This window comes from Pedobacter mendelii (genome assembly GCF_014635725.1).
GTDB classification, from domain to species: domain Bacteria; phylum Bacteroidota; class Bacteroidia; order Sphingobacteriales; family Sphingobacteriaceae; genus Pedobacter; species Pedobacter mendelii.
Genome location: NZ_BMDJ01000008.1, coordinates 176519 through 200962 on the forward strand (window position 1 = coordinate 176519; position 24444 = coordinate 200962).

The window sequence follows — 24444 nt, forward strand, 5'->3', positions numbered from 1 at the left end:
ACCATATTACATCGAATATCTCAAATTATCTCGAAGTATTATTTGGTCTGGAATAAACGAATTGCATTACATTAATGTTGCGCATAGCAAAAGCGGCTTCGCAGTAATTTAAGTAATAATTCCATTTGCGAATAAATTTTTCATCAAAACCTAAGGTTTTAACCTTATCTAGGTGCTTATTAAATTCTATAAACCAAAGATGAAGCGTTTTGGCATAATCTAAGCCCATGTCTTTTAAATCTACCATAGTTAAATCTCCTGTATCATTTATAGCTTTATTAATTGCAGCTACAGATGGCAATAATGAACCAGGAAAAATATGTTTTTGAATCCAGTCTACTCCGTTTCTTAATTTTTCATACCTGCAATCGGGCGAAGTAATTACCTGAAATGCAAAAATTCCATCAGGTTTTAAAAGTTGCTGGCATTTTTCAAAGTATGTTTTTAAATATTGGTGACCAACTGCTTCCAACATTTCTATAGATACAATTTTATCAAAAGTACCTTCAATTTTACGATAATCCTGAATGATTATTGAAACGCTATTTTCTAAGCCTTCTTCTTTTACACGTTCTATAGCAAGTTTTTGTTGTTCCTTTGAAATCGTTACTGAAGTAACTTTACATCCATAATTTCTAGCCAAAAAGATTGCATTACCACCCCAACCACTTCCAATTTCTAGAACATGGTCTGTTGGTTTAACTTTTAATTGCTTTGCTAATCTATCATATTTCGCATATTGAGATTCTTCTAAACTCACATTTTCATTTAAAAAATAACCGCTTGAATAAGTCATCGTCTTATCCAAAAACGTAGAAAAGAAATCATTATTTAAATCATAATGCTCTGAAATATTTTTTTGCGAACCTGCAAGTGTATTCGCCCTGCGGACATGAGTTAACTTATTAACAAACTTAAATAAATTAAGTGCAACAGATTTTATTTTACTTCCTGTAATGGATGGTGCGTTATCTATGTTTAATATAACCCATTTAATTACGTTCGTAATGTTTGCTGTATCCCATAAACCCGATGTATAAGCTTCTCCAAAACCAATATCGCCATACAAAGCGATCGACTTAAAAAAATCGGGATGATTAATCTGAATACTTGCAGAAATTTTATTTTCTCCGTCTCCAAAAACCAGGGTTTCTCCATTTGGCAAAGAGATTTCCATTTTACCCAAGGTCATTTTTGAAAGTGCATTCAGCACCAATCTTTCATAAAACCCGGTTGATGTTTTAGCAGCGGCAAGCGTATTCATAATCTTTAATCTATTTTGTTTGTGGTTTATAAGGTTTATATACGTTACGTTGAAGCTCAGGGTTTTCAGCTTTTGGATGAAAAGATAGTTTTTTTAACCATAATTTCAAAGCTTGCCAATGTATCATGCCCATTATTTGTAAGGGAATTAATGGGATTGAGATGAAATTTTTTAGTAGGCTGGCATTTGTAAGCGGTATTTTATTACCTTTTAAAGTAGTAAAAAAGAATTTATTACCTTGTTTATCAATATCATCAATTGTAATATTGAGCTTATCTGTAGGCACAGTTAAATTAAAATCGAATGAATCATCATGATCTATAAATGGTGAAACATAAAAATATTTTGTTATAACTTTTTTAAATGTATTTCCACTTAATTCATCTTTTCCGAAGAAAAATAGTTTCATTTCCCGATAAGTATTGCTGATTTCGGCAACACAACAAATTGGATTTCCAGCTTCATTAAAGCAATAATAAAAAGAAACAGGATTAAAGTTATACCCTAAAACGTTAAGGTTAGTTAATAATTTAATCTTAAGATTAGCACCATTTACTCCATATCCTTTCAAATAATCTTCCAAATGTTGTCGGGTAGTTTTCGTTTTATCAGGATTTTCTTTTGGAAGTTGTAAATGCTCTGCATCTCTAAAAGAAAAGAGATTGAACTTATTCCTACTGAACCAACGAAGTTTTTTATCCAATAAATCTATCTCATCTAAATCGATATAAAACATATACACATTATACCAAAAAGAGTGCTTTTTAGGAGCAATACGATTGTGCATTACTTTGGCGGTGTAAATGGTAGATGTAAGATGTGATATGGATGATGGAAGATGGGGCATGTTTTAAAATACAATTCTAGTTATTATGGAATATGGATAATGGATGATAAGGCATAGTTTTAAAATACAATTCTAGTTATTATGGAAGATGGAATATGGATAATGGATGATAAGGCATAGTTTTAAAATACAATTCTAGTTATTTTGTAAGATAGAATATGGAAAATGGGTCATGGTTATTGTTAAAAAGTTATCATGATTATTTACTTGATGAGATTTTTATGGATGTAAATATTTTTTTTAGTTCCAGGGCCTCAGCTTTAAATCTATCAAAATCCGGTATATATTTTTCATCAATATAAAGTTCACTTAATATTCGTAACCAGTAAACACTTTCTCTAGCCTCTCGGTAAGAAATTCCAATCTTGTAGCTAAAATCTCTTTTACTAACAGCGCCTTGTGCCTCCTCATAGTTTGCTCCTATAGATGTTGAACATCGACTGAGTTGTAATATTGGCACTTTATAAACAAAATGATAAGGAAGTGTAGCTAAAAATTTTAAAACATCAACACCAAATCGAAATGTTCTTTCTAACAGAATTACAGTTTTTTCATTCATCTTAAATAAATTAAATACATAAAATCTCTAAGGATGAGTTACTAAAACTAATAAAAAATCTTAAAATAAATGGAAGATGTGGGGATGGAAAATGGATGATGTATAATTAATGTAATATGGAATATGGTTTATGGAGATTATACCATTTCCCATTTTAAATTTCCATTTCCCATCATCCATCTCCCATTTTCCATCCCCCATTTTCCCTTTTCCATCTCCCCTTTTACATTCCCTTACACAAATCTACCGCACTTTTATATGCATCTTCATGGAAACCATATTTAAAATAACTTCCACAATAATAAACAGGCCCAGTTTTATTTAGCTCATGCAATCGCTCTTGTGCCTGCATAGCTAGAACATCAAATAATGGATGATGGTAATCGATTTCTTTAATAATTTTAGCAGGATTTAAGCTATCCGTCGGATTTATCGAAACAAAATAATTCGCTTTTTTAGATACGCCTTGTAAATTATTCATCCAATAAATGGTACTTGGCAAAAGTTTTTCTCCCTGTTTTTCTACGCGATAATTCCAGCTGCTCCAAGCCAATTTAGCCTTTGGCATTTGCGCCTCATCGGTATGCACAACTGCTTTATTCAATTGATATTTAAATTTTGAAATCAACTCGGTTTCTAAATCCGTTTTATCTTTTACAATTTTGTACGTTTGGTCGGCATGACTAGCCATAATTACCTTATCAAACTCAAATTTCTCTCCTCTTGAACTTTCTACTTCAACCTTTCCATTTTCCAATCTCCGAACCGAAACGATTTTATTATTTATTTTAATTCTGTCGCGAAAAGGTGCAATTAGTTTTTCCCGGTAAGCCTGACTACCATTTTGCAACGTGTACCATTGGTGTTGTGTATCCAAACCAAGGAAACCATGATTCTTAAAAAAACGAATTAATGTTACTGCAGGAAAATCCAAAATCTGTTCCATTGGCGCACTCCAAACCGCAGCACTCATCGGAATCAGGTATTGCCAAAGCATATCATCACTATAACCAAATTCTTTAAAAAATTGACCGATTGAATGATTTTGATATTCAGGCTTATCTAAAATATCTACACTTTGCTTATTGAAACGATTGATTTGCATCAACATTTTCAAATAAGAAACATTAAAAATATTCTTCCGCTGGGCGAATAAGTGATTTAAGCTCGAGCCGCTATATTCTAATTTTTTCGGCAAAAACTGAACACTGAAAGACATGTCTGTTTTAATAACAGGCGCATTAATTTCTTTAAAAAGTTCGCACAAGTTTGGATAGGTTTGGTAATTGAAAACCATAAAGCCAGAGTCCAAATAAATGGGTTTACCATCTTCTTCGAGTGTTACCGTATTTGTATGACCGCCAATGTAATCGGCCTCCTCGAAAACCGTAATATCGTATTTATGTTGCAGTTTATGGGCGCAACCCATTCCTGCTATTCCAGAGCCAATAATGGCGAGTTTAGCCCCTCCCGGCCTCCCCAGATGGGAGGAGTTCATATCTTCCATATCAACGTGTTATTAATGTTTAGCAATTTGATGGCTGCCTGGCGCCCCTCCTCTCTGGGGAGGTTGGGTGGGGCTAAACAAATAATGACAAACCATCCATTCGTTGCCCTTATTATAATTAAACAATTCAGCGCAACTCATATAAAATAATCGCCAATACACCCACCATTTCACGGCTTGGTCTTTACCGTAAGTATTCTCTAAAATAGGTATAATTTCTTTTTTGTGCTTATCCATATTGCTTAACCACGCCTCGGATGTTTTGCCGTAATTCGTACCATTTACAACCCAGTGCTTGTCGATTTTTAAATCATCATTGAAGTAAAAAAACAAATGGTTTGATGGCATTATTCCACCTGTAAAAAAATATTTACTCATCCAATCGGTTTCATCAATTACCTCGAATTTATAAGCAAGGGTTTTATGTGTAAAAATATGAACGAACAACTTTCCATCGGGTTTTAAGAAACCAGCAACCTTATTAAGCAAGAATTTATAATTACGCATATGCTCGAACATCTCTACAGAAACAATTCTATCAAAAGTATCGGCAATGGTGAACTTATTCATATCGGCAGTTAAAACCGTTAAGTTTTGAATACCTCTTCTGTTCGCGGTTTCATCGATAAAAATTTTCTGCGTTGCAGAGTTTGAAACAACGGTAAAAGTGCTGTTTGGGAAATTTGCCGCCATATACAAAGACAGCGAACCCCAACCGCAACCCAGTTCTAAAACATTTTGCCCATTCTGCAAATCTGCTCTTTTGCAAGTTAAAGCCAACATATCATCTTCTGATGTATCAATATCTTTAACACCTGGTTTCCAATAACCACTGCTGTATTTTAGATTTTTACCTAAGCAATATTGAAAAAACTGCGTAGGTAACTCGTAATGTTGCTCGTTTGCTTCAGCGGTATTTACGGCAATTGGCGACTGCTTTAATTCAGCAACCAAATCCATAAATTTCTCTTGCTGCAATTCTTCATCGCCTAAAGTTTCATCATCTAAACGTTGCTTGCAAAGTTTTCTAATTCCTAAACGCAATGCAGAATCAGGAAGTTTATCGTTTTCTAAAAGTTTATCGTACCACATAGTATGGAAAATGTAAGAATTTATGTAAGATGGAAATTTATGTAAGATGGAAAATGGGTTTATTATGGAATATGGAGGATGTAAAATGGAATATGGTTGATTTACGATGGAAAAGGATTTATGGATTTGGTCCATCAACCATTTTACATCTTCCATCCCTTTAGCATCCATCTTACATCGTCCATCATCCATCCTTTTTTCTCCATGGAAAAAACGCACTTGTTGTTTGTTGATATTTTTTATAAGCTTCGGGTTTGCTCCTTAAATTTTGTTCTTCATTATTCGGAACACCAGTAACTCTGGTTAATAAATATAAAATTATTGCCGGACTAATAATGGCTAGAATTCCCCATGGCGATGCCAATGCAAAAATAAAATAAGCCATCCAGCTTAACCATTCGAAAAAATAATTCGGGTGGCGGCTGTAATACCATAAGCCGGTATCGCAAACTTTGCCTATATTTTTCGGGTCTTTCTTAAAGGCAGCCAATTGCTGGTCGGCCACCATTTCGCCGATAAATGCAATTGCCCAAATGGCCAAACCTAAATACTCTAAAATCGAAATTTCTGTTGATGGATTTGCGGTAATGATAAAAATTGGAATAGCCAATAAAACGTTTGAAATCGCCTGGAATTGAAAGAAGAAAAAGAAATTTCTATTGGCTTGTTCGCCCCATTCTTTTCGAAGTTGTTGGTACCTACCTTCTTCTTCGCCTATATGACCAATAACCCGTTGCCATAAGTGGATGCCTAACCTCAATTCGGCAATTAAGAATATTCCACAAATCAGAATTTTCCTGGTTTCAAAACCATCAGATAAAAAGAAAGTAATGGTGGTGATAACCGGGAAATTCAATGCCCAAAAAACATCGACAACTCCTGCATTTTTAATTCGCTTTGCCCAGAGCCAAACCAAAAACATAATGGTGCAACAGGCAATTAGCGAAATGAATGCAATAAAAAGTAAATGTTTGTAATCCATTGTAGGGTTAATTATTTAAAGCTAAAGGTTTAAGTAAATGCATTCCACTAAATTACCTTAAACCTTAAACCATTTACCTTTTAACTAGCAATTCTGCGATTCCTTCGCCATCCTTAAGCTTAAATAAATGTACTAAAACATAAGCTAATGTTGCAATGCTTCCTAAACATACGAACAAAATTGCCATAGAGATTTTAAGAATAATGCTTTTTTCTTTATAGAACATCCACAATGCGATAATGAAGATATTAGCATAAAAATCCCATAGCGTTGCGCGCATCCAGGGAATACTACCTAAGAAATCCCATTGCTCAAAAAGATTACTTTCTAAAGAAGTTGTAATTACTTTATAGCACATAAAAACAAAAAGTGCAGCGAAAACGATTTTGAGGAAGTTTATCATAGGGTGAGATTTAATTTTTTTGAAAATCAAGTTTCTGTTTATATCGGTTATGAAAGTCCCGAAATAATATTAATGCAAGAAATAAACTACCTGTCAGACTAAACTTGTCGAAGCCCAAACAGATAAAATTCACCAAAGTCCTTCGACTAGCTCAGGATGAACAGACCTAAATTACCTTAAAATTATATATTAATTGCTTAAGAGTATTTTTAAACCTTTCTAATTTTAATAATCTTCATCCAATGCAAAGCTTTCATTACCGGATAGGTTGGATCAAACTCCCACCATTTGCTAGCAAAATTCGGGCTATTTGGTTTTTTATGGTGATTATTCTGAAACAATTCGCCCATCAGCAAGAAATCCCATGGAAGAGAATTTTTGCTATGATCTTCATTATCATGGTTAGAATAACCGTATTTATGACCACACCAGTTAACAATTGCACCATGTAATGGCCCCATTAAAAAGTGTATTGGCAAAAGAAGAAACATCCACCAATAATTTGCAAACATTACATAAAACCCAATGTAAAACAAAACACATCCAATTCTCCAAAACCATGAATCACCAATTCTATCAATTAATGGCCATTCTGGATAATTCCCTTGAAAAGCAGGCTCAGGCTCTATTTTATGTTTAAGATAGTTTAAATACATGTTTTTTGTTGCAATCATCATCCCGAAAACATCTTTAAAGAAATGTGGTGAATGTGGATCTTTCTCGGTATCGCTGTAAGCATGATGCATACGGTGAAGAATGGCGTAAGCTCTTGGATTTAAAAATGATGAACCCTGAGAAATCAATAAAATTAAATAGAAAAACTTTTCCCAAAAGGCTTCCATTTTAAACATCTTGTGCGATGAATAGCGGTGCAGGAAAAAGGTTTGACTAAATAAGGATAAAAACCAGTGGCAAAGGAAAAAAATTAAGATAATCATGTATAATATGTATGCTTTATAAACGTAAATATTCTACGTTTAGTTTTTTGGTATTATAAACCAATTAAATGGAAATACGCTAAAAATGAGAATCCTGCTAAAATGAATAACAGGATTCAAAAAATATTTATCTACCAAAATCGTCTTGAACCCTCACAATATCGCTTTCATCTGATGGATTTGAAGCATCTGTATGTTGCCAAATTTCTGCAACAACACCCCAATCATCTAAACCTATTAAACGATGACGTTCACCTTGCTGTAATTTAATCTGTTCTCTTGGTGCATATTTTTTAAGTTCACCTTCTTCATCGCTTTCACTGGTTTTTATACCGACTGTACCTGTTACTACTTGCCAAATTTCGGCTCTGCGGTAATGATATTGCCAAGATAAGCGCGTATTTGGCGCAACAATTAAAATTTTCGGACTTAATTTTCCTCCAATTTTTAAACTCTCTACATCCAAACCATCAAAATATGTATCTGCAAATTGTTGTGCCTGTGCTTCATCAATTACAAAGAAACCACCCCATGGACGAGTTTCATCGCGGTTTACTACATTAAAACCTTCAATTTTTAAACGTTGTGCAACGTTATCGAATATTTCTTTTTTGTCGTTTTCCATAATTGGCGTAAAAATAATGCTTTGAAATTAAAAAAGCCCTTTCGGGCTTTTTATTTTTTAATAAATCAAAATCTATTTTATTTCTGTTATTGTAATATCAGTGGTTTGCCCAATAGATTGAACAATATACGGAAAGGCAGCGCTATTTAAAATCCAAAGTTCTTGTTTTCCATCTTCACTTGCTACATGAAAAACATCTACTTCTTTACCACTTATTTTGATTGCACTGGTTTCTGGAGTTTTAATTTTGAATTTTGCTCCACCATAAGTAAAAGCTTTAGTATCAACCAGGGATTTAAAAGCAGATTTAGATATTACACCAAATGTTTCATTATCTCCTAATTTAGTTATACCCAGTGCAGGTTGCGAAACAGCCAGAAACTGAGTGCCACTTTCTACCGATTTTGCACTCATTTCAAATGCACCCTCGCCATAACCCTCTACAGACCAGCCAATACTAACCGGAGCAGTAATGCTTTTAACCGTTAACAATAATGGAAATTCTTGGCCTTGAACAAAAGCACTTGCATACATTACCGTTCCAGTTTTAATTTCAGGAACAGTTTTTTGAGCATTTACATTAATTGCAAAGGCTACACAAAAACAAATAGTGATAATTTTTTTCATGATGATTTAGTTTTATTTGAAGATAAAGGTTTTTTGGGATATTAAATATAGTGCATTAAAAAAGCCTTCACTATTTAATAATGAAGGCCTTATAATATATAAAAGTTAGTTAATTTTCTAAAATTTTTTCTAAAACGGTCTCAATAAAAATCGATTTGCCATTATTCCACGTTTGAGGTGAAGACATATCTTCAATTATGTTTTGTATTTTATGCTCAGGAATATTTCCGATATCTTTAAATTCAGTAACCAGGATATAAGAATTCATATCACCAAAGCCTCTTAATTGCTTAACTCTTTGCAAGAAAGTGCTTAAATCAGATTTTCTGTTTAGATTTTCCATTAAGCAAATTTATAATTTTTGCTAATTAATAATACAGTAAAATTACCCTTTTTGCAAATTTCATATTGATATTAATCAATTTATTTAAGCTCTACTGATTATAATTCCAAAATCAAGATAATTTTAATATTTTAATGAGATTTGGGGAACTCTGATTTATAATGACTTTCTTAATTTTATTGAACACTGTTTGTTTTTCATGGATTTACATCGAGTTTTTGTCCAGCAATATCTTCCCATCTGTAAAAGTGAAAAGTTCGGTCATCACTCATCGCAACCAGCAAACCATGTTTAAAATCTGAATTCAAAGGAGTAGATACAACATCTATGCCATCTGTTTGATTGGCGGAATATTTAATGGTGGTTAATAGTACATGCTGATTAGCTGATTTATTGGTTCCGATTCTACTATACACTTTTAACTGCCTTGAACCTTGATCGGATACAAGTATATAACCTTTATTTCCAGCGGATTTATAAATAGCAATACCTTCATTATCAACGGAGAAATCGCCTTGGCCAAATAACGACAGTTCATTATTTCCCTTAGCCGGATCTGCATAGTACTTACGCACACCAACCTGTTCATCACAATAATATACGAAACCCAATTCGTTATCAACCGCTATTGCTTCAATTTCCTTTTTACCACTATATTTTCCAAATTTTCGAACTAAATCTGCTTTTACATTTCCTTTTCCATCATCAGTTAATAAATACTGCCATAGATAAGTTCCATTTTTTGGTCCGGTTTTGCGCCCAGCGATTGCATAAATTTTACCATTTGGAGCAGTATACATGGAAATGCCCATTAAATCACGATATGCTTCTCCAGTTTCGCCAACAAATACTGATATGCCGCCATTATCTATTGGTTTCATATCCGGAAGCGAATAAATTCTAAGCTTATGCGTATACCTTTCTGTAGTAACTGCAATATCTGTTTTTTTTCCGGCAAGTAATAGGCCATAAGCAATATCAACATTATCTGGTCTCTTAAGTCCTTTTACTGTTTTCGATTTGATAATCTTACCCTTGAGATCATAAACGTATAAGCCTCCGTTAATATCCTTATCTGTACCAATTACTAACGATTTTGTAGGATCATTTGGATTTACCCAAATCGCCGGATCATCAGTATCAAAATCTACAGGTTCTGATACATATAGTGGCTTAACGGCTGTAATATCTACTTTTTGTGAAGCTCCATTACAAGCAATGGTTAAGCTTAAAATTACGCTTATTGCAAAATGTATGATGTTGTTATTTTTCATTTTAAATTTTAGTACCATAAGCACCTACAAATGTAGATGGTGCTGGTGATATATATGTGATACCATTTTTCATTACGATTCCCACTTGGTGGTGGCGGGTAAAGTTTGTAATTCCCTTACCCAAAGCTGGTGAATTTCCTTGTAAATGAAAATCCCAAGTAGTATTAAAATCTGCATTGTTAACTGATGTATTTACGGGATAATTCACAAACTTTGGATCGTTTTCACCAGCAACCTTGCTAATAACATCATTTTTACCACCAATAATATCGCCAGTTGGTTGAAACTGATTTACAGTAAGCTGATCGTAACCATAATACCAATTGTTACTATATGTAGAACGGGCATCTTCTGGCTTTTTCGGATCTCTCTTTACACCAAAGCGAGTATTAGCGAAAAGATTATTATATAAATCTGCACGTACTGTACTTTCCATCCAAACCGATCCGCCTTTAGCAGTTGGTCTTCTCCATCCGGTATTTAATAAAGTATTATTGTAAGCTATAATATAAGCCTGCGGTGTTTTATCACCCGTGTTTGATAACTTTAGTGCGTTTGTATTTGTACTGTAAACCAAGTTATAGGCTATATCTGCTAAACAACCCGATTTAAAATTCATAGCCTCGCCACCTGTTACACCAGTGGTATAGAAAACATTATTGGCGAAAATAATTTTCCCACCCTCTATGTAGGTACAATCTTCCTGAAGATTCCTGAACACGCTATTTTGCACAACTAATTTTCCTTTAGCATTCGAGAACCAAAGCGCTGGAAGATTTTCTCCGGCAACGGCTTTGTAAAGCCCCATTTTTACAGATGTAGATGCATCAGAAGTTGTAGAACCTCCATATTCTATAATTGTGTAATCGAGTACTAATTCCTCGCAAGTAGGGCCTGCTAATATCCCGCCCCATAGTTTACCAAATTTCTTTTGCGCTGTTTTGTAAAATTCATTTACCGTAAATTTGATTGGGTTAGTTGCTGTTCCTAAAGCATACAAATTTCCTTTTACAATAATTTCTGGTTTTGCAATAGTATCCATCAGAACGGTTACACCTTCCTCAATGGTTAAAGATTTTCCTTCAGGAATAATAATATCACCCTTAATTATCTGGGTACTACCTTTCGCCCAAACACCAGAAACCTCTCCAATTGCCGAACCATTAACAGCTGTAGTATCTACATCGATATTGGCTTTTTCACATCCCGATAAGGCTAATAAAACCAGGATAAATAGTCTAAAAATCTGATTTGATTTCATATTTTTTCTTTTTAAATTTTCTATTAATTAAATTTATACCTAAAACCAAGAAGATAATTCTGCCCATAGTAATCACTCCGAACCAATGTGCGCCCATCATTTACCAGGTTTTCATTGATTTTGTTATTCTCTGGATTGGTTCCTTTAATAAAAAGTTTTGTTGGCGTATTCAAAATGTTGTTTGCTTTTACGAAAATGCTGATACCACCCTTAAAGCGTTTCTCGGCTGATGCATCCATTTGAATAAACCCTTCTTGCCATAAATCGTTATTTAAGAATTGAGAAACGGTATTGATGCGTGGGCCGGTATAAGCGCCTGCAACCTGAACATCCCATCCTTTTTTTGTATCCTTAAACAATAAAGAGATATTACCAATGTGTTCAGATTGACCATAAAGCGGACGTTCCTGATCTACAGAAAGTGCCTGAATATCTCCTGTTGTGGCATTAATCGTTCTTATGGTTTTAGGTGTTGTAATGCGGGAATGGGTATAGGTGTAATTCGCTTTAATACCAATTTTACTGAAATACTTAATATAATCTACTTCAGCACCATAATTATTGGCTGTTCCAAAATTTGCTGGCGTGTAGTAAATATCTTGTCCACGAATGGCATCAGCTTGGAAAGTATATTCAATAGGGTCTTTTATTCTTTTGTAAAAAGCGCCTACCAATAATTGCTCAGATGCACCTGGAAAAAGTTCATAGCGCAAATCAAAGTTATCAGCTAAGGCACGTTTCAAATTTGGATTACCACGTTCCTGAAATTCTTCGTTAACAACTTTGCCCGGTACAATTTCATAAAATCCCGGACGATTAAGTGCTTTAAAATAAGAGGCATGTAATTGTGCCTTTTCAGTTAAGAAGTATTTGGCTGTTAAACTTGGTAAAACATCAGTATAAACTTGCTGACCTTTTGGAAAAGCCTCACCTGCCGGAAAAAGTAAGTTATAACCTTGATTGGTATGCTCTACCCTGGCACCACCGATAACCTCAAGCTTAGCTGAAGTATATTTAAACATCCCGTAACCAGCACTAATTTTTTCAGATGCATCATAAGTTAAAGGATTTGCAACCGCTCCCGTAGGATTAGTCACGACTAAATTTAAATCCGTATAATTCTGAAAATCTATCCCATAAAGTTTATTCGCATCCGCAGCACTTGGGGCTAGTGTATAATTATTAAAAAAGCTACTTCTTTGTTTATCACGATACAAACCACCGGCCATTACATCCAGCTTATTGTTTCCAATTGTAAAACGATAGGTTAGATCAAGATAGCCCGCTAAATCCTCGTCTGTATTACGTTCCCAGCGCCGGTTAACCGGTGATGTATTAACCAAACTGGTGCGTTTGCTTTGGAAATTTTGTTGTATTCCATTTAAACTGATACTTGTATTTTCTGGTACATCGTTTTTTGCAGAAGAATAAACTGCAGACCATTGTACCTTAAATTTCTCGTCAAAAAATTTATGATCACCGTGAAGCGTACTATTGTAAATTTGCTGCTCAGTTAAACGGCTACGGGTATCGTAAACCAATTCTGCATTTCCTAAAGTAGGATTATAAACACCGTTGTATGTTGTGGTTACTGCATCTCTAAGCTGCTCATTTTTAAGGTTAACATAAACGTTGTAAAGGCTTAACTGATGATTTTTATTGAATACATAATCTATCTTTCCATGCAAACCTGTACGTTGTTGCTGCTCTGAAAATTCCCTGTAACTTTTGCTGGTAATTACGGCGTAAGCATCTGTACCATTTACCGATGTGTTATAGAAATTACTGTTGCTGCCGCGATAAGTATTCTGATAACTCCCAGCCAATACAATACCTAACTTATTATTTAAAAACCTTTGGCTTAGCGATAAACTTCCAATTAGGTTAGGCGCAGGACTTTTATATTTATAATCCAATGTACCTTTTGTAAAATCACTTTGAGTAGCATTATAGCTCTTTCCATTCAATTCATAAGGAGATTTATATTGAATATCTGATGAATTAAAACTAGTAAATTTTCTATCGAGAAATAATTGGCTATAACCTGTAGAAAGGTTTGCATTGACTTGAAACTGACCCGGTGCATTTTTCATTACCATATTTATTCCGCCGCCAATAGCATCGCCCTCCAAATTTGGTGTTAAGGTTTTATATACCTCTAATCTATCTAATAAATCAGAAGGAAAAAGATCTAAAGGGACATAGCGATACTTGTTATCAGGACTAGGAATTTTTACCCCATTAACCAGAGTATAGTTGTATCTTTTATCCATTCCCCTTAATATGGCGTATTGGCCATCACCATTACTATTACGTTCAATCGAAACACCTGAAACACGCTGCATCACATTAGCTACTGTTAAATCCGGCGAAATTTCAATTGATCTGCCTGATACAATATTCATAATCTGGGTGGAATTCTTTTCTAATCGCCTGGCCCCCTGGTCTGTAGAACTTACCGCGTTCGATTTAATAGTAATATCATCAAGGTTCTTGGAATCACTTTCCATATAAAATTTTAGGTGATCGTTGTCTTCCTTAACAACAACAAATGTTTTAGTGATGGTTTTATAAGTAATATAGCTTACGCTGATTTTAGCTGAACCAATTGAAACGCCTTTAAATTCAAACGTTCCATCGAGTCCGGTATTGGTTACTCGCCTGGGGTTTTCAAGCACAACAGTAGCACCCACAATGGCTTCTCCAGTTTGCTTATCGTAAACATGACCCTTTATTTTTGTAGCATTGGCAGTGCCGGCACAAAAGAGAAGTAAAAACAGAATTTGTAAAAGTTTATTCATTTGCTTGGTAATGTCTTTATTTTATTGACATAGCAAAGGTGTATACACATTACCAGACAAAAAAATTAATAGTGTTACATAAAAGCAACACCGTTACATACACCATATATTAAAAGGCAACACAAATAATTAAATTATTGATTATCAGTTAATTGAATCGAAGTTTAATCTCCATTATGATTATATTACCGTTACATTAACAAATTGTTAAGTAAATTAAAAGTGATAAAAATAATAATTTTAGATAGTCAATGTAACGCTTAAAGTCTCTGAATAAAAGCAGATAAATTATCACCTTGTGCCAGGTTTAGTTTTTTCCGAAGCCTATATCGTGATACCCTTAAACTATCGGTGGATATTCCCAATAAGGTAGAAATATCACTTGAGTCGAGGTTCATTTTAAGCATAGCAATCAATCGCATATCTGCTGAAGTAAGTTCATTACTAAATTTTTTAAGGTTTTCCAGAAACTGATGATGTACTTGCTCAAAGGCCGCGGTAAATTCTTTCCAGTTACGCTCATTATTAAACCGCTGATTAATATCCGTTAGGATTTGGTTCATCTGTTTTTTCTGATCTCGCTTATCATCCTTTACCATAGCCTGCAAAGTCCATCTAAGGTTTTCCAGAAACTGATTATGCTTAATAAGGTTTAAGGTATGTGTAGAAAGCTCGCGACTTTTAACTTCCAGTTGCTGTTTTAGATTGTGTTCTTCTAGCTGAAGATTTTTTAGTTCGAGACTTGTTAAGTCATGTTCAATATCTTTCTGTTTGGCCAATAATTGCTGGTCTCTTAGTTTGAAACGTTGCCTGCTAAAAATACTAAATCCCAAAACAATTAATAAGATAATCACCAGAATTCCCGAAAAAGCAATAATCCTGTTTATCTTTTTGTCACTCTGCAACTTATTAATTTCATCAGATTTTTTGTTAATATCATAAAGCACCTGTAAAAAAGCTACCTGCCTTGCGCCATCTTCCGAGTATAAATCTATAGTATACTTATAACCAAGAGTAACGTAATGATAAGCACTATCCATCTTATTTAGCAGCTCGTAAGCTTTTCCCAAATCTCTACAGCAAGAGGCTAGTTGATAAATATTACCCATTCTACCTGCCAGAGTCATTGCTGCTTTAGTTTGAGTTATACTTGCATTATATTTGCCGGTTTTGCGCAAAATATCGCCCAGATTATTAATTACCTCAATACTACCAAGTTCATTATGCTGTTTTTGATATAGGCTTAATGATTTTTTGAAACTTTCAGTAGCTAAGTCATACTTTTCTAAATCCTCATAAATACTACCCAGATTCTCATAAATTTTGGCCTCAACGTTTTTATCATTTTTCTGATTATTTATTTTAAGGGCTAGTTTCTGATAGTAAAATGCACTATCATATTGCTGACGCTTTTCATACAGCTGACCAATTTGCCCAAAAATAGTTGCTTGTCCGCTTAAATTATTTAGGTTTTTATAAACCTTTAAAGCAAGGAGGTAATTTTTCATCGCCTTTTCGGGCTGTTTAATATAATAATACAATACACCGATATCACTTAGGTTAGCAGCTAACGATAAAGGTTTGTTTGCATTATTAAATACCTTATCTGCTTTCAAAAAGAATTCTAATGATTGTCTGAAATGGCCTTGATGGTAACACAATTTACCCATTTGCTGCAAACACTGGCCTTCCAAAAGCACATTACCATCCTCAACAGATTGTGCATATATTTTTTTTAACTCAATTAGTGATTCTATTGGCTTTTTCGAATTGTGATCCAGAAAGGTTTTAAATTCTTCATCCTGTGCAATAACATTCAAAGAAAACAAAAAGAACATTAAACAAAAACTAATGTATTTAATCATGCTAAAAAGATATTTTAACAAAGAAAGAGTAAGCATATTAAATTAATGTTAAGCTAAGGGATTAAACTTTTTAATACGGCATCAATATAATCGTTTAGTTGCAATAAAGATTAGCAACTTGACGGATAATTCAGGCACAAAATCCGCTACGATGCAACATTGGTTAGGTGCCAAATAAAGCGTAACAATGTTGGGTTTTTATCAATTAAACTTTTATTTGACATGAATAGAATTTTGCCCGCCTGCCTTAACAAATAAAAAACAAAAAGCTAACCTAAAGTAAATATGGCATTATTATTTTTAGTAAAATTTGCTTTACCTTCTTTAACTCCGCATGTAACAAGAAAGGGTAAGCTACAATATTCTAAGTTTGGGTTTTGAAAACTTTATTGAATGATAATATCAAAAAAACATAACCTACATACGCTAAGCACACCCATAATGCTAGGTGTAATGGCTAGCTGTAAATATATTATTAAAAAACCTGCTGACTGTTTACTTGCAGAGCTCTTTCATTTTTATCTTTTGTTAAAAAAAGGGAACAAAGTTTCTACAAAAGATTTATCTCAAAAAATACATAATTGTGAATTTTTAGCTTTCTGCTACCTCGAAAATAGACTCGTTGGAATTTCTGCTATAAAAAGACCAGCAAAATCCTATATTGAAGAAGTTCACAGGAAGGCTGGGGTGTGGAGAAATATTGAGGAATATATTTTTGAAGTTGGCTATTCTTTCACTGAAGATGATGTACGAAGGTTGGGTATTAGTGGTACGCTAAAGCAAATGCTGCAAGAAAAAATCATCCATCACCATGGTATGGTTTTCTCCACCACAGCTGTACAAACAAGTCAGCGCTTTTTGAAGTCGCAGGGGTTTGTTGCCTGCGGAAATCCTTACCAAGGAAAATATGATGATAATATTATCTATTTTGAAAAAAGAATTTAATTTAAGCTATTAAATTGGCAAGTTTAAAAATAAAAAAACAAGGATAGAGATTCTTTCAGAACACGTCCATATCGAATGATTTTTAAACGTTCGTTATTAAACTCATCTCTGTTATCATAATATTTTTTGCAGACTTTTAGCTTTTTGTTATTACCAGGTTAGTTTTACAAGTGCTACTGCCTGTCGCTCTAATTTCAAGGGAACTATAGCCTTACCTAAACTTGTTTTTATTTTAGTAGAGCTGATACGTTTTAGTTTACCCGATTTTTCCAAAGTAGTAATTTGCTGTTTTGTTGGCGTTTGTGGTGAACCCATTTTTTTCCAAACTTCATAAGAATTGCTATTTTGCTTATCAATAAGGTAAATGCTTAGTAAAACTGTTTTTGCCGGAATATTATCTATTTTTACCATCAGATTTTCTGTTGGTCCTGGCCGGTCATCATCATGATAATTCCACAACATTATTGCTGCCTTTTTTGTGTCTTTTGTTGCAAGTGCTCCTATATCCGACTGCGAACCATGAATGCTATTATTTAGTACATCTTGTAGTGGGTACATTCGGTTACTCAGTGCCAATATTCTCTTGCCACTCATCATGCCAAACATTCTGAAAACATTCAGTACAGGTTTATTAACACCATTGGTTGACAAATCCCGAAAACCATAAAACCAGGGTTGGTTTTCGAATTCAAAAGACCATGATACTGCACCAAGAAAATTGATTTTAGCTTTGTCGGCCAATAGGTATTTTCGGGCGAAGGTTGCTGCTGTATAGCTGGAATACATCGTGCCGTTTCTGTAAGCATTCTCAGGATTGGTAGCCATTCCGCAAGCCGCACAACCTTCTGGATCAGACTCGCCAATTATAATGGGCAAGTGCTTAGTTTCAGGGTATGATGCGGTAATTTCGAATCCAGTTTTGATATCATTAAGCTGGGGAGCCATATCCATTCTTACCGCACCATCAACTACTTTAGGTGAGCCTTTGGCATGAAAAAGTATAGCATCTAACGGAGAGCCTTTTTTACCCGTAGCATAATTAGTACCGCTAATACAATGTTTAATAAAATTATTCGTCCAATCAACTGCACCTTTCCCACGAGTTCCTGCAATATTAATTCCGCCGATTTTAGCAGTAGGCAAAGCACTTTTTAATCCATCTGCAGCATAATCGTAAAGTTTAAAAAATTCTTCCTGTGTACCTTTCCAATAAGCACCGTTAGGTTCGTTCCATACCTCCCAATACCAGCTTTCCACTTCTTTTTGCCCATATCGCTCAACAGAATGCTTTACCCATTCATATACCAGGTTCCGCCATTTGGTGTAATCCTTTGGTGGATAGGCCCATCCGGTAATGATATTTGTATAAGGATCACCAGGTTTCCAATAATGTCTGTACGGTGTCGGATGTGTAGATAAAGCCTCCGGCATAAAACCGATTTGTGCCAGTGGTTTCATCCCACGCGAAACATAAGCATCAAAAATACTATCTACAATTTTCCAGTTATAAACAGGCTTTTCGGTAGCATCTTCAGTATAAGCATTTGTAGATCCCCACTTAAGTGCGGCTGTACCATCGCCTGTTACGAGCAAACTGTGCGTTCGTACATATACCGGGGATGGACTTAAAGCAGCTATCTCTGTTAGGAGCTTCTTGCCATCTTTCATGTAGGTGTAATTTGGTTCATCATAACCAAACCATGCCCATACATTTTTCATTGGGCCAATTTCTTGATTGAGATCTACTTTTATTTCTGGGCTTTGCGCATGAGTGGCTACCTCTACATGTAAAATTATTAAAGCGAAAAAGAACCTGAGCAATGTTTTATACATTGTTGATTTAATTTAAAGAAAAATTATATTTTTTTTATCCGTACCTAACAAAGGTGATAAATTCTTTTAATTATACTCCATCAGATTTTAAAAGAAATAGTTAAATCATAGACGGGATGTGCGCCATGCTATCTCTTGGAGGAGGCAACGGGGAGGATAAATTAACAATTCAAGTGATTTTAACACCTACAAATTCATTTGATTTAAGGCAGGTGTTCCGCTGGCATTAATCTGTTTTGTAGATATCTTATCCTGGTCATCAACCTCAACAATTCGAAATCCTTTATAAGCCGTACCCCAGTTTCCACCAATGTGCGAATCGAAGAAATGTGGCAACTTATCGGTGTAAAACACAGCATCAAGACTATGATCGTGACCATGAAAAACAGCTTTTACGTTGGCATAGCTATGTAGCAAAGTAACCGTATCGGGAGATTCAACAAAGGGATTTTGTGGCACCCAGATATGTGGCGGAATATGCAAAATCACAAATACCGTTTTAAGATTATTGAACTTATCGAGCTCCTTTCTTAGAAAATTATTATCCGGACTAAGGTATATGCCTTTACTATTAGAAGTGTTTGCTAAAACAAAACCAATTCCATTTTTCTCGAAAGCATAATTGTCCTCGTATCCAAAAACCGACATCCAATGTGCTGTATCTGCATGGTCGTGGTTTCCTGGAATAGCATAAAAAGGAACTTTGAGCTTATCGTAATAATTATTCTTTACTTCTTTTAAAAGTTCTGGTCTGTCGTGAACTAAATCTCCGTTGATAATTACAAAATCAAAAGGCGTATTATCATGTGCCTCGTTAATCCAACGAATCATATTCTCATGATCCTTTTTATACGCTGTACCAGGCTGCCCATAATGGCCATCAGAAGCAATTGCAAATCTGAGTTTAACAGCCGAATTCTCCACGGTTTGCCCATTGTTAATTACCAGCTCAGTACCAGATGCTGATATTCCAGCCAATAACAAACTGGAAACTGTACCTTTTATAAAATTTCTTCTTGATGATGACATAAACCTTGTTTATTTACATAATTTCTTCAAAATTGAAAATACTACTTTTATTAAAATCAAATTTATAAACTAAACCTCTAAAATAATTAAGTACGCAAAAACTTAACTTAAATGTAATATAGAATCAAAAGATTTTGCGATTTAAAAGACCAGAATTTCAGCACTATTACATGAACTTTAGAACACGGGCTTTGCAATTGACTGATGATACCAATGGGTTAAGGTTACGTTATTTCCCCGAGACTTTACCGTACCGTTTATTTCGAACTATGTTTAAGTCTTGAAGACTGCACTGGCTATATTCAATAGTCACAATTGATAAATAAGATAAACATTAATCTTCTTTTTTTCATTAAATATAGTTTTCTTAAACTCAATTTTGGAGTACTCGTTTAAGGTGTGCATTTATGAAAAACCATTAATCGATTAATCACGTAACTCTAAATGTGCATCTGGAACTAACTGATGCATAATTTAGGTTTCCCCAAGCAAATAGCTTGAGGAGTATAATTTTAACGACCATCACTTTTACACACAAAATGATAAAAGGGATTATAGCAGATACATTGAATTGTATCTGCTTTTTTTTATTTGTATTTACAAGAAATAAGTATTGCGAACCAAGATAGGTATGGCAGGAAGTTCCTTGCAAAAGCTCTCTGATACAACAATCATCGTCTAGTAGCCTCTGCGAATTTGGAAATTTGTTATAACTTGTAGTTGCAAAGCAACGAGGTTCGGATCTATTTTTTAACATAGGTGACTGGCTAGATATTTGAACAAAAGCTCATAACAGAATTGTAGCATTTTCTATTTACCATACAGAGTAAAAGTAAATTTTATCTAACAATTATTCTTGCTCAATCTTATGTGGAAAAACCCATATAATTTACCTCTTCTCACCAAATCTTTAAATTACAGACAATATTTTATGCCTAATTATTTTTTGGTGCTACAGAGGCAGTCTCCAAAGATTTATGCAATTTAAAAATTCCATACTAATACTTTCCTTTTTCCATTTCAAACAAAGCTTCAATTTCTTTTGCAAATAATGGCTCTCCGTAAATTTTAATTAGGTCTATCTGCCCGTGAAATATTCTTTCTGAGGGAAATTCTTCATTGCGGCCAATCTGCCATCGGCTGGTATTAGAAAGGTTGCTGATGCCATCAACTTTTGTACTTCCTGCCAATTTTCCATCCAGGTAAATGCTTAATAAATCGCCATTACAAACGCCAGCAATATGATGCCAGTTATTTTTCCAGTTGGCAGGCAATTTTACTGTACAATCTCCTCTTCCCCAGCCACCTGCAAAGAATGTTAAAGTTCTATTATCAGTCGTTTGGATGACATGGCTATCACCTTTTGAAATGATGTCAGTCAACCCTTTTTCATCTCCGGTAGGATAAACCCAAGCCATCATACTGAGGTTATTCCCCATTTGATCTAAACTAGGCGCATTTGCAATTTCCAGATATGTACTATCCCCTATTTCAGGAATATGTTTTTTAGAATCATTTGTTCCGCTAATCAGCAATCCATTATTTTTAAACCCAGATTGATCTGTAACTAAATTGTCTTTTAGGTTTTCAAAATCCAGATTTAACAACAAAGCTTTTGAAGATGTTTCGTAAACTTTGAATATTGCTTGCATATTTCCTGTTCTGATTGTTTGCAGGCCAGTTCGATTCACAGCAAATTGATGATTTATGGTTTTTTGTTGACCCGGCAATAGGTATACCTGATCAGTATAAAGAAGTGCTTCCTTATTATTAGAAGCCTTCGAAAGGATTACCTTGGGTTTAAAGCTTCGGGCAACTCCCGTAATATTTTTTATCCGGTAGGTGATTTCCTGCTGCGTGTTCAATTTTAAAATGGGCTTCACATTCAGTCCCGAGATTAGGAAAGACTGGGCAACAGGTTTTAAAGGGTTAACCACATTAATCACCGTAGCTGTTGAGGTACTCGTTCCGATTTTTACTTTCCCCAGTTTGTATAATCGCCCGCTTATGGAGTCAGTTGCGGTTGCTCCCGAAGCCACTAAACAAAATTTAGATAACCAGGGTTTTCCGTCAGCGTAAACAATGATGCGTTTGGTTCCAAGGCTCCCTTCGTTTTTTAAGGTGAATTTTATCTGAAATGTTTCATCGGGCCTTACTTGTTTACTGCTGATGCTGGAGTGTAGAAGTTTAATATTGGCATTTATTTTAGTTGCTGAAAGCGAAATCGGGTCTCTGTCTTTTGGCCAGGACTGGATAGCATCCGGACTCATCTCAAAGTTTAGCAAACCACCTTTCGTTAGCATTTCATGTGAAATATCCAGTTGACTGTACAAGTGGTTATTCACAGATAATGTATGAACATATTTGTTTTTAGCAGATTGATTTTCCGCATGGATTTGCAAATCTTTTTTATTGAACAAGTGTAGCGTGACGGATTCAAATAAGGGTGCGCCAATAGCATACAATGGGTTTCCAGGGCTGATCGGAAAGAGGCCGATGGCATTAAAAATATAAGCGCTAGACATGGATCCAAGGTCATCGTTTCCTGGCAGGCCGCCTGGCGTTGCAGAGAAACGGCTGAGCATAATGTTTCTTAGCCATTGCTGTGTGAGCGCCGGCCGCCCGGCTGAATTAAAAAGGTAAGGCAAATGCAGCACGGTTTCATTATCGTACAGAATAACGTTATTAGCCATCGCAGAATCTAAACGGTTTGAAAAAACTTCTGGGCCACCGAGTAAATTGATAAGGTCTTTCGCGTTATGGGGAACAAAATAGGTATATACCCATTTATTTCCTTCCTTATAGCCTGTCATTCCAGGATTTAACTTAAATTGATTGCCTTGCCTTGGCAACATAAATAAATCTGAAGAATGGAAAAGGTTCCTGTAATTTAAGCCGCGTGTTTCCAGCAGTTGCTGATCTGGCTTGTTCTTCATGACCAGTTTTGCGAATTGCGACAGTGCCCAGTCATCATAAGCATATTCCATGGTTCTGGTTACCGATTCTGACCTGGAAAATGGCACATAACCCAGCTGATGGTATATCTCCATATCATTTTTGCTGAATGGCCCATCTACAATGCTATTTTTCATCGCTTTATAAGCAACGTTTTTATCATAGCCTGTAATCCCTTTTAAGTAGGCATCCACAATAATTGGGATAGCATGGTTTCCAGTCATGGTTTCTGTTGGTAAGTATCCGCTTTGCTCATATACGTTAAGCATCGAAAGAATTACATCATTTTGCTTTTCGGGATAAAGTAAAGTGAGCAGAGGATGTAAAGAGCGAAAAGTATCCCATGGTGAAAAACCTCCATATTGATTTTTTCCTTTCGTTTGGTAGGTCTTACCGTCGGCTCCCTTGTATTTCCCATCTACATCAGAAATAACCCATGGAATGAGCAATGAATGGTAAAGTGCCGTATAAAAAACCTTTTTATTTACAGTTGAAGGATCTTTAATATCTACTGTAGCCAATTGCGTATCCCATTCCTTCGCTGTTCTTTCCCTGAAAGCCTCAAAGTCAATTTGGCCAATTTCTGTATCGATGTTCTGTTGTGCACCTTCAAAACTAACAGAAGAAGAACTGATTTTGAGTGTGATTATTTGCGCTGCCGTATCTGATTTTTCAAAGCTTAATAAATATCCGCCCTTAACGGTATCGGATTCAATGATGTTGGATGATAGGTTAATCGTTGTATTCCCCAAAGATCCATGAACTACACTTTTGCTCTTTAAGCTAATATCCCCGGCTTCCCCAATGTATATCTGCGGCGTTACCTTTGCAGGAAAAGTAAATTTTAAAATCCCGGTTCGGGTACTTGCTGCAGCTTCAGCTATGGTGTTATTATCGGTAAATACCACTTTATAATAGCCAGGTGTTGCCTCTTCCTGCGTATGACTAAATGGGCGGTTATATTTTCCTGGTTCAAAATTTTTACCTTTCTCCACAGGGAGGATGAATACCTGCCCGGAAGATCCTTCCGGGAAACCGCTGAAGTGTTTAAAGCAGCTGAAAAAGAAAATCTGTTGATCGCTGTAATCATAGCCCTTTGCTCCGGTAACCCGCGTTTCTGGGGTCAACTGAATATTTCCTGAAGGCGCAACGGCACCCGGATACGTGCCGCCATTACCTCCCCAGCTGGTTAATAAATTGCTTTTTGTTGTGCCAATAAAAGGGTCAACATAAATCGTATTTGCTTTTGACTGATTATATTGCCTTTGGCTATAAACGGACAGGGACAAAAAAA

19 protein-coding genes are annotated in these 24444 nt (G+C 35.1%); 1 reads left to right on the top strand and 18 read right to left on the bottom strand.

Annotation, left to right across the window (positions count from 1 at the left end; translation table 11 throughout):
- Positions 1-25 precede the first annotated feature (25 nt).
- From IEV50_RS14295 to IEV50_RS14365, 15 genes are all read right to left on the bottom strand, one after another.
- Entirely contained in the window at positions 26-1264 is a 1239-nt protein-coding gene (locus tag IEV50_RS14295) for an SAM-dependent methyltransferase (RefSeq protein WP_188415538.1), read from the bottom strand.
- Between the two features lie 10 nt (positions 1265-1274).
- Complete coding sequence (locus IEV50_RS14300) at positions 1275-2111, bottom strand: DUF1365 domain-containing protein (RefSeq protein ID WP_188415541.1); 837 nt, start codon at positions 2109-2111, stop codon at positions 1275-1277.
- A 199-nt stretch (positions 2112-2310) separates the two neighbouring features.
- The gene (locus IEV50_RS14305) at positions 2311-2670 is read right to left on the bottom strand and encodes a four helix bundle protein (protein ID WP_188415543.1); all 360 of its coding nucleotides are present in this window, start codon (positions 2668-2670) and stop codon (positions 2311-2313) included.
- Positions 2671-2893: 223 nt separating this feature from the next.
- Positions 2894-4177 carry an NAD(P)/FAD-dependent oxidoreductase gene (locus tag IEV50_RS14310; RefSeq protein WP_229746742.1) on the bottom strand — a complete coding sequence of 428 codons (1284 nt, stop codon included), beginning with the start codon at positions 4175-4177 and terminating at the stop codon, positions 2894-2896.
- Positions 4178-4189: 12 nt separating this feature from the next.
- Positions 4190-5488: an SAM-dependent methyltransferase gene (locus IEV50_RS14315; RefSeq protein ID WP_229746743.1), complete on the bottom strand. Its 1299-nt coding sequence runs from the start codon at positions 5486-5488 to the stop codon at positions 4190-4192.
- Entirely contained in the window at positions 5454-6251 is a 798-nt protein-coding gene (locus tag IEV50_RS14320) for a DUF1295 domain-containing protein (protein ID WP_188415545.1), read from the bottom strand. Before IEV50_RS14320 ends, IEV50_RS14315 begins: the two co-directional genes overlap by 35 nt.
- A 73-nt stretch (positions 6252-6324) precedes the next feature.
- Entirely contained in the window at positions 6325-6654 is a 330-nt protein-coding gene (locus tag IEV50_RS14325) for a DUF1475 family protein (RefSeq protein WP_188415547.1), read from the bottom strand.
- 209 nt (positions 6655-6863) lie between these two features.
- Complete coding sequence (locus tag IEV50_RS14330; protein ID WP_188415549.1) at positions 6864-7592, bottom strand: acyl-CoA desaturase; 729 nt, start codon at positions 7590-7592, stop codon at positions 6864-6866.
- A 127-nt stretch (positions 7593-7719) separates the two neighbouring features.
- Positions 7720-8217 (bottom strand): cupin domain-containing protein, encoded by a 498-nt coding sequence (locus IEV50_RS14335; RefSeq protein ID WP_188415551.1) that lies wholly within the window; start codon positions 8215-8217, stop codon positions 7720-7722.
- A 72-nt stretch (positions 8218-8289) separates the two neighbouring features.
- The gene (locus IEV50_RS14340) at positions 8290-8844 is read right to left on the bottom strand and encodes a hypothetical protein (RefSeq protein WP_188415553.1); all 555 of its coding nucleotides are present in this window, start codon (positions 8842-8844) and stop codon (positions 8290-8292) included.
- Positions 8845-8953: 109 nt separating this feature from the next.
- Positions 8954-9187 carry a hypothetical protein gene (locus IEV50_RS14345; protein ID WP_188415555.1) on the bottom strand — a complete coding sequence of 78 codons (234 nt, stop codon included), beginning with the start codon at positions 9185-9187 and terminating at the stop codon, positions 8954-8956.
- A gap of 197 nt (positions 9188-9384) precedes the next feature.
- Complete coding sequence (locus tag IEV50_RS14350; protein WP_229746744.1) at positions 9385-10461, bottom strand: phytase; 1077 nt, start codon at positions 10459-10461, stop codon at positions 9385-9387.
- A gap of 1 nt (position 10462) precedes the next feature.
- Positions 10463-11722: a right-handed parallel beta-helix repeat-containing protein gene (locus tag IEV50_RS14355; protein ID WP_188415565.1), complete on the bottom strand. Its 1260-nt coding sequence runs from the start codon at positions 11720-11722 to the stop codon at positions 10463-10465.
- 23 nt (positions 11723-11745) lie between these two features.
- Positions 11746-14523 carry a TonB-dependent receptor gene (locus IEV50_RS14360; RefSeq protein ID WP_188415567.1) on the bottom strand — a complete coding sequence of 926 codons (2778 nt, stop codon included), beginning with the start codon at positions 14521-14523 and terminating at the stop codon, positions 11746-11748.
- Positions 14524-14783: 260 nt separating this feature from the next.
- Complete coding sequence (locus IEV50_RS14365) at positions 14784-16388, bottom strand: tetratricopeptide repeat protein (protein WP_188415569.1); 1605 nt, start codon at positions 16386-16388, stop codon at positions 14784-14786.
- A 393-nt stretch (positions 16389-16781) separates the two neighbouring features.
- Between IEV50_RS14365 and IEV50_RS14370 the strand changes: the two genes are divergently transcribed.
- Positions 16782-17333, top strand: a complete 552-nt coding sequence (locus tag IEV50_RS14370; protein WP_188415571.1) for a hypothetical protein — start codon at positions 16782-16784, stop codon at positions 17331-17333.
- Between the two features lie 150 nt (positions 17334-17483).
- Here IEV50_RS14370 and IEV50_RS14375 read toward each other — a convergent pair whose 3' ends face one another.
- The 3 genes from IEV50_RS14375 to IEV50_RS14385 all read right to left on the bottom strand — a co-directional run bounded on the left by IEV50_RS14375 (position 17484) and on the right by IEV50_RS14385 (position 24439).
- On the bottom strand, positions 17484-19166 hold the full coding sequence (locus IEV50_RS14375; RefSeq protein ID WP_188415573.1) for a GH39 family glycosyl hydrolase: 1683 nt from the start codon (positions 19164-19166) through the stop codon (positions 17484-17486).
- Positions 19167-19352: 186 nt separating this feature from the next.
- On the bottom strand, positions 19353-20195 hold the full coding sequence (locus IEV50_RS14380; protein WP_188415575.1) for a metallophosphoesterase family protein: 843 nt from the start codon (positions 20193-20195) through the stop codon (positions 19353-19355).
- Between the two features lie 998 nt (positions 20196-21193).
- Positions 21194-24439, bottom strand: coding sequence for a GH92 family glycosyl hydrolase (locus tag IEV50_RS14385; protein ID WP_188415577.1), 3246 nt, complete (start codon positions 24437-24439; stop codon positions 21194-21196).
- Positions 24440-24444: the final 5 nt, after the last annotated feature.

Coding starts and splice junctions, on each gene's coding strand:
- IEV50_RS14350 (WP_229746744.1), bottom strand. CDS start 10,461: ATGAAAAATAACAACATCATACATTTTGCAATAAGCGTAATTTTAAGC.
- IEV50_RS14325 (WP_188415547.1), bottom strand. CDS start 6,654: ATGATAAACTTCCTCAAAATCGTTTTCGCTGCACTTTTTGTTTTTATG.
- IEV50_RS14380 (WP_188415575.1), bottom strand. CDS start 20,195: ATGTCATCATCAAGAAGAAATTTTATAAAAGGTACAGTTTCCAGTTTG.
- IEV50_RS14330 (WP_188415549.1), bottom strand. CDS start 7,592: ATGATTATCTTAATTTTTTTCCTTTGCCACTGGTTTTTATCCTTATTT.
- IEV50_RS14320 (WP_188415545.1), bottom strand. CDS start 6,251: ATGGATTACAAACATTTACTTTTTATTGCATTCATTTCGCTAATTGCC.
- IEV50_RS14355 (WP_188415565.1), bottom strand. CDS start 11,722: ATGAAATCAAATCAGATTTTTAGACTATTTATCCTGGTTTTATTAGCC.
- IEV50_RS14305 (WP_188415543.1), bottom strand. CDS start 2,670: ATGAATGAAAAAACTGTAATTCTGTTAGAAAGAACATTTCGATTTGGT.
- IEV50_RS14295 (WP_188415538.1), bottom strand. CDS start 1,264: ATGAATACGCTTGCCGCTGCTAAAACATCAACCGGGTTTTATGAAAGA.
- IEV50_RS14360 (WP_188415567.1), bottom strand. CDS start 14,523: ATGAATAAACTTTTACAAATTCTGTTTTTACTTCTCTTTTGTGCCGGC.
- IEV50_RS14310 (WP_229746742.1), bottom strand. CDS start 4,177: ATGGAAGATATGAACTCCTCCCATCTGGGGAGGCCGGGAGGGGCTAAA.
- IEV50_RS14300 (WP_188415541.1), bottom strand. CDS start 2,111: ATGCCCCATCTTCCATCATCCATATCACATCTTACATCTACCATTTAC.
- IEV50_RS14335 (WP_188415551.1), bottom strand. CDS start 8,217: ATGGAAAACGACAAAAAAGAAATATTCGATAACGTTGCACAACGTTTA.
- IEV50_RS14340 (WP_188415553.1), bottom strand. CDS start 8,844: ATGAAAAAAATTATCACTATTTGTTTTTGTGTAGCCTTTGCAATTAAT.
- IEV50_RS14370 (WP_188415571.1), top strand. CDS start 16,782: ATGATAATATCAAAAAAACATAACCTACATACGCTAAGCACACCCATA.
- IEV50_RS14365 (WP_188415569.1), bottom strand. CDS start 16,388: ATGATTAAATACATTAGTTTTTGTTTAATGTTCTTTTTGTTTTCTTTG.
- IEV50_RS14375 (WP_188415573.1), bottom strand. CDS start 19,166: ATGTATAAAACATTGCTCAGGTTCTTTTTCGCTTTAATAATTTTACAT.
- IEV50_RS14345 (WP_188415555.1), bottom strand. CDS start 9,187: ATGGAAAATCTAAACAGAAAATCTGATTTAAGCACTTTCTTGCAAAGA.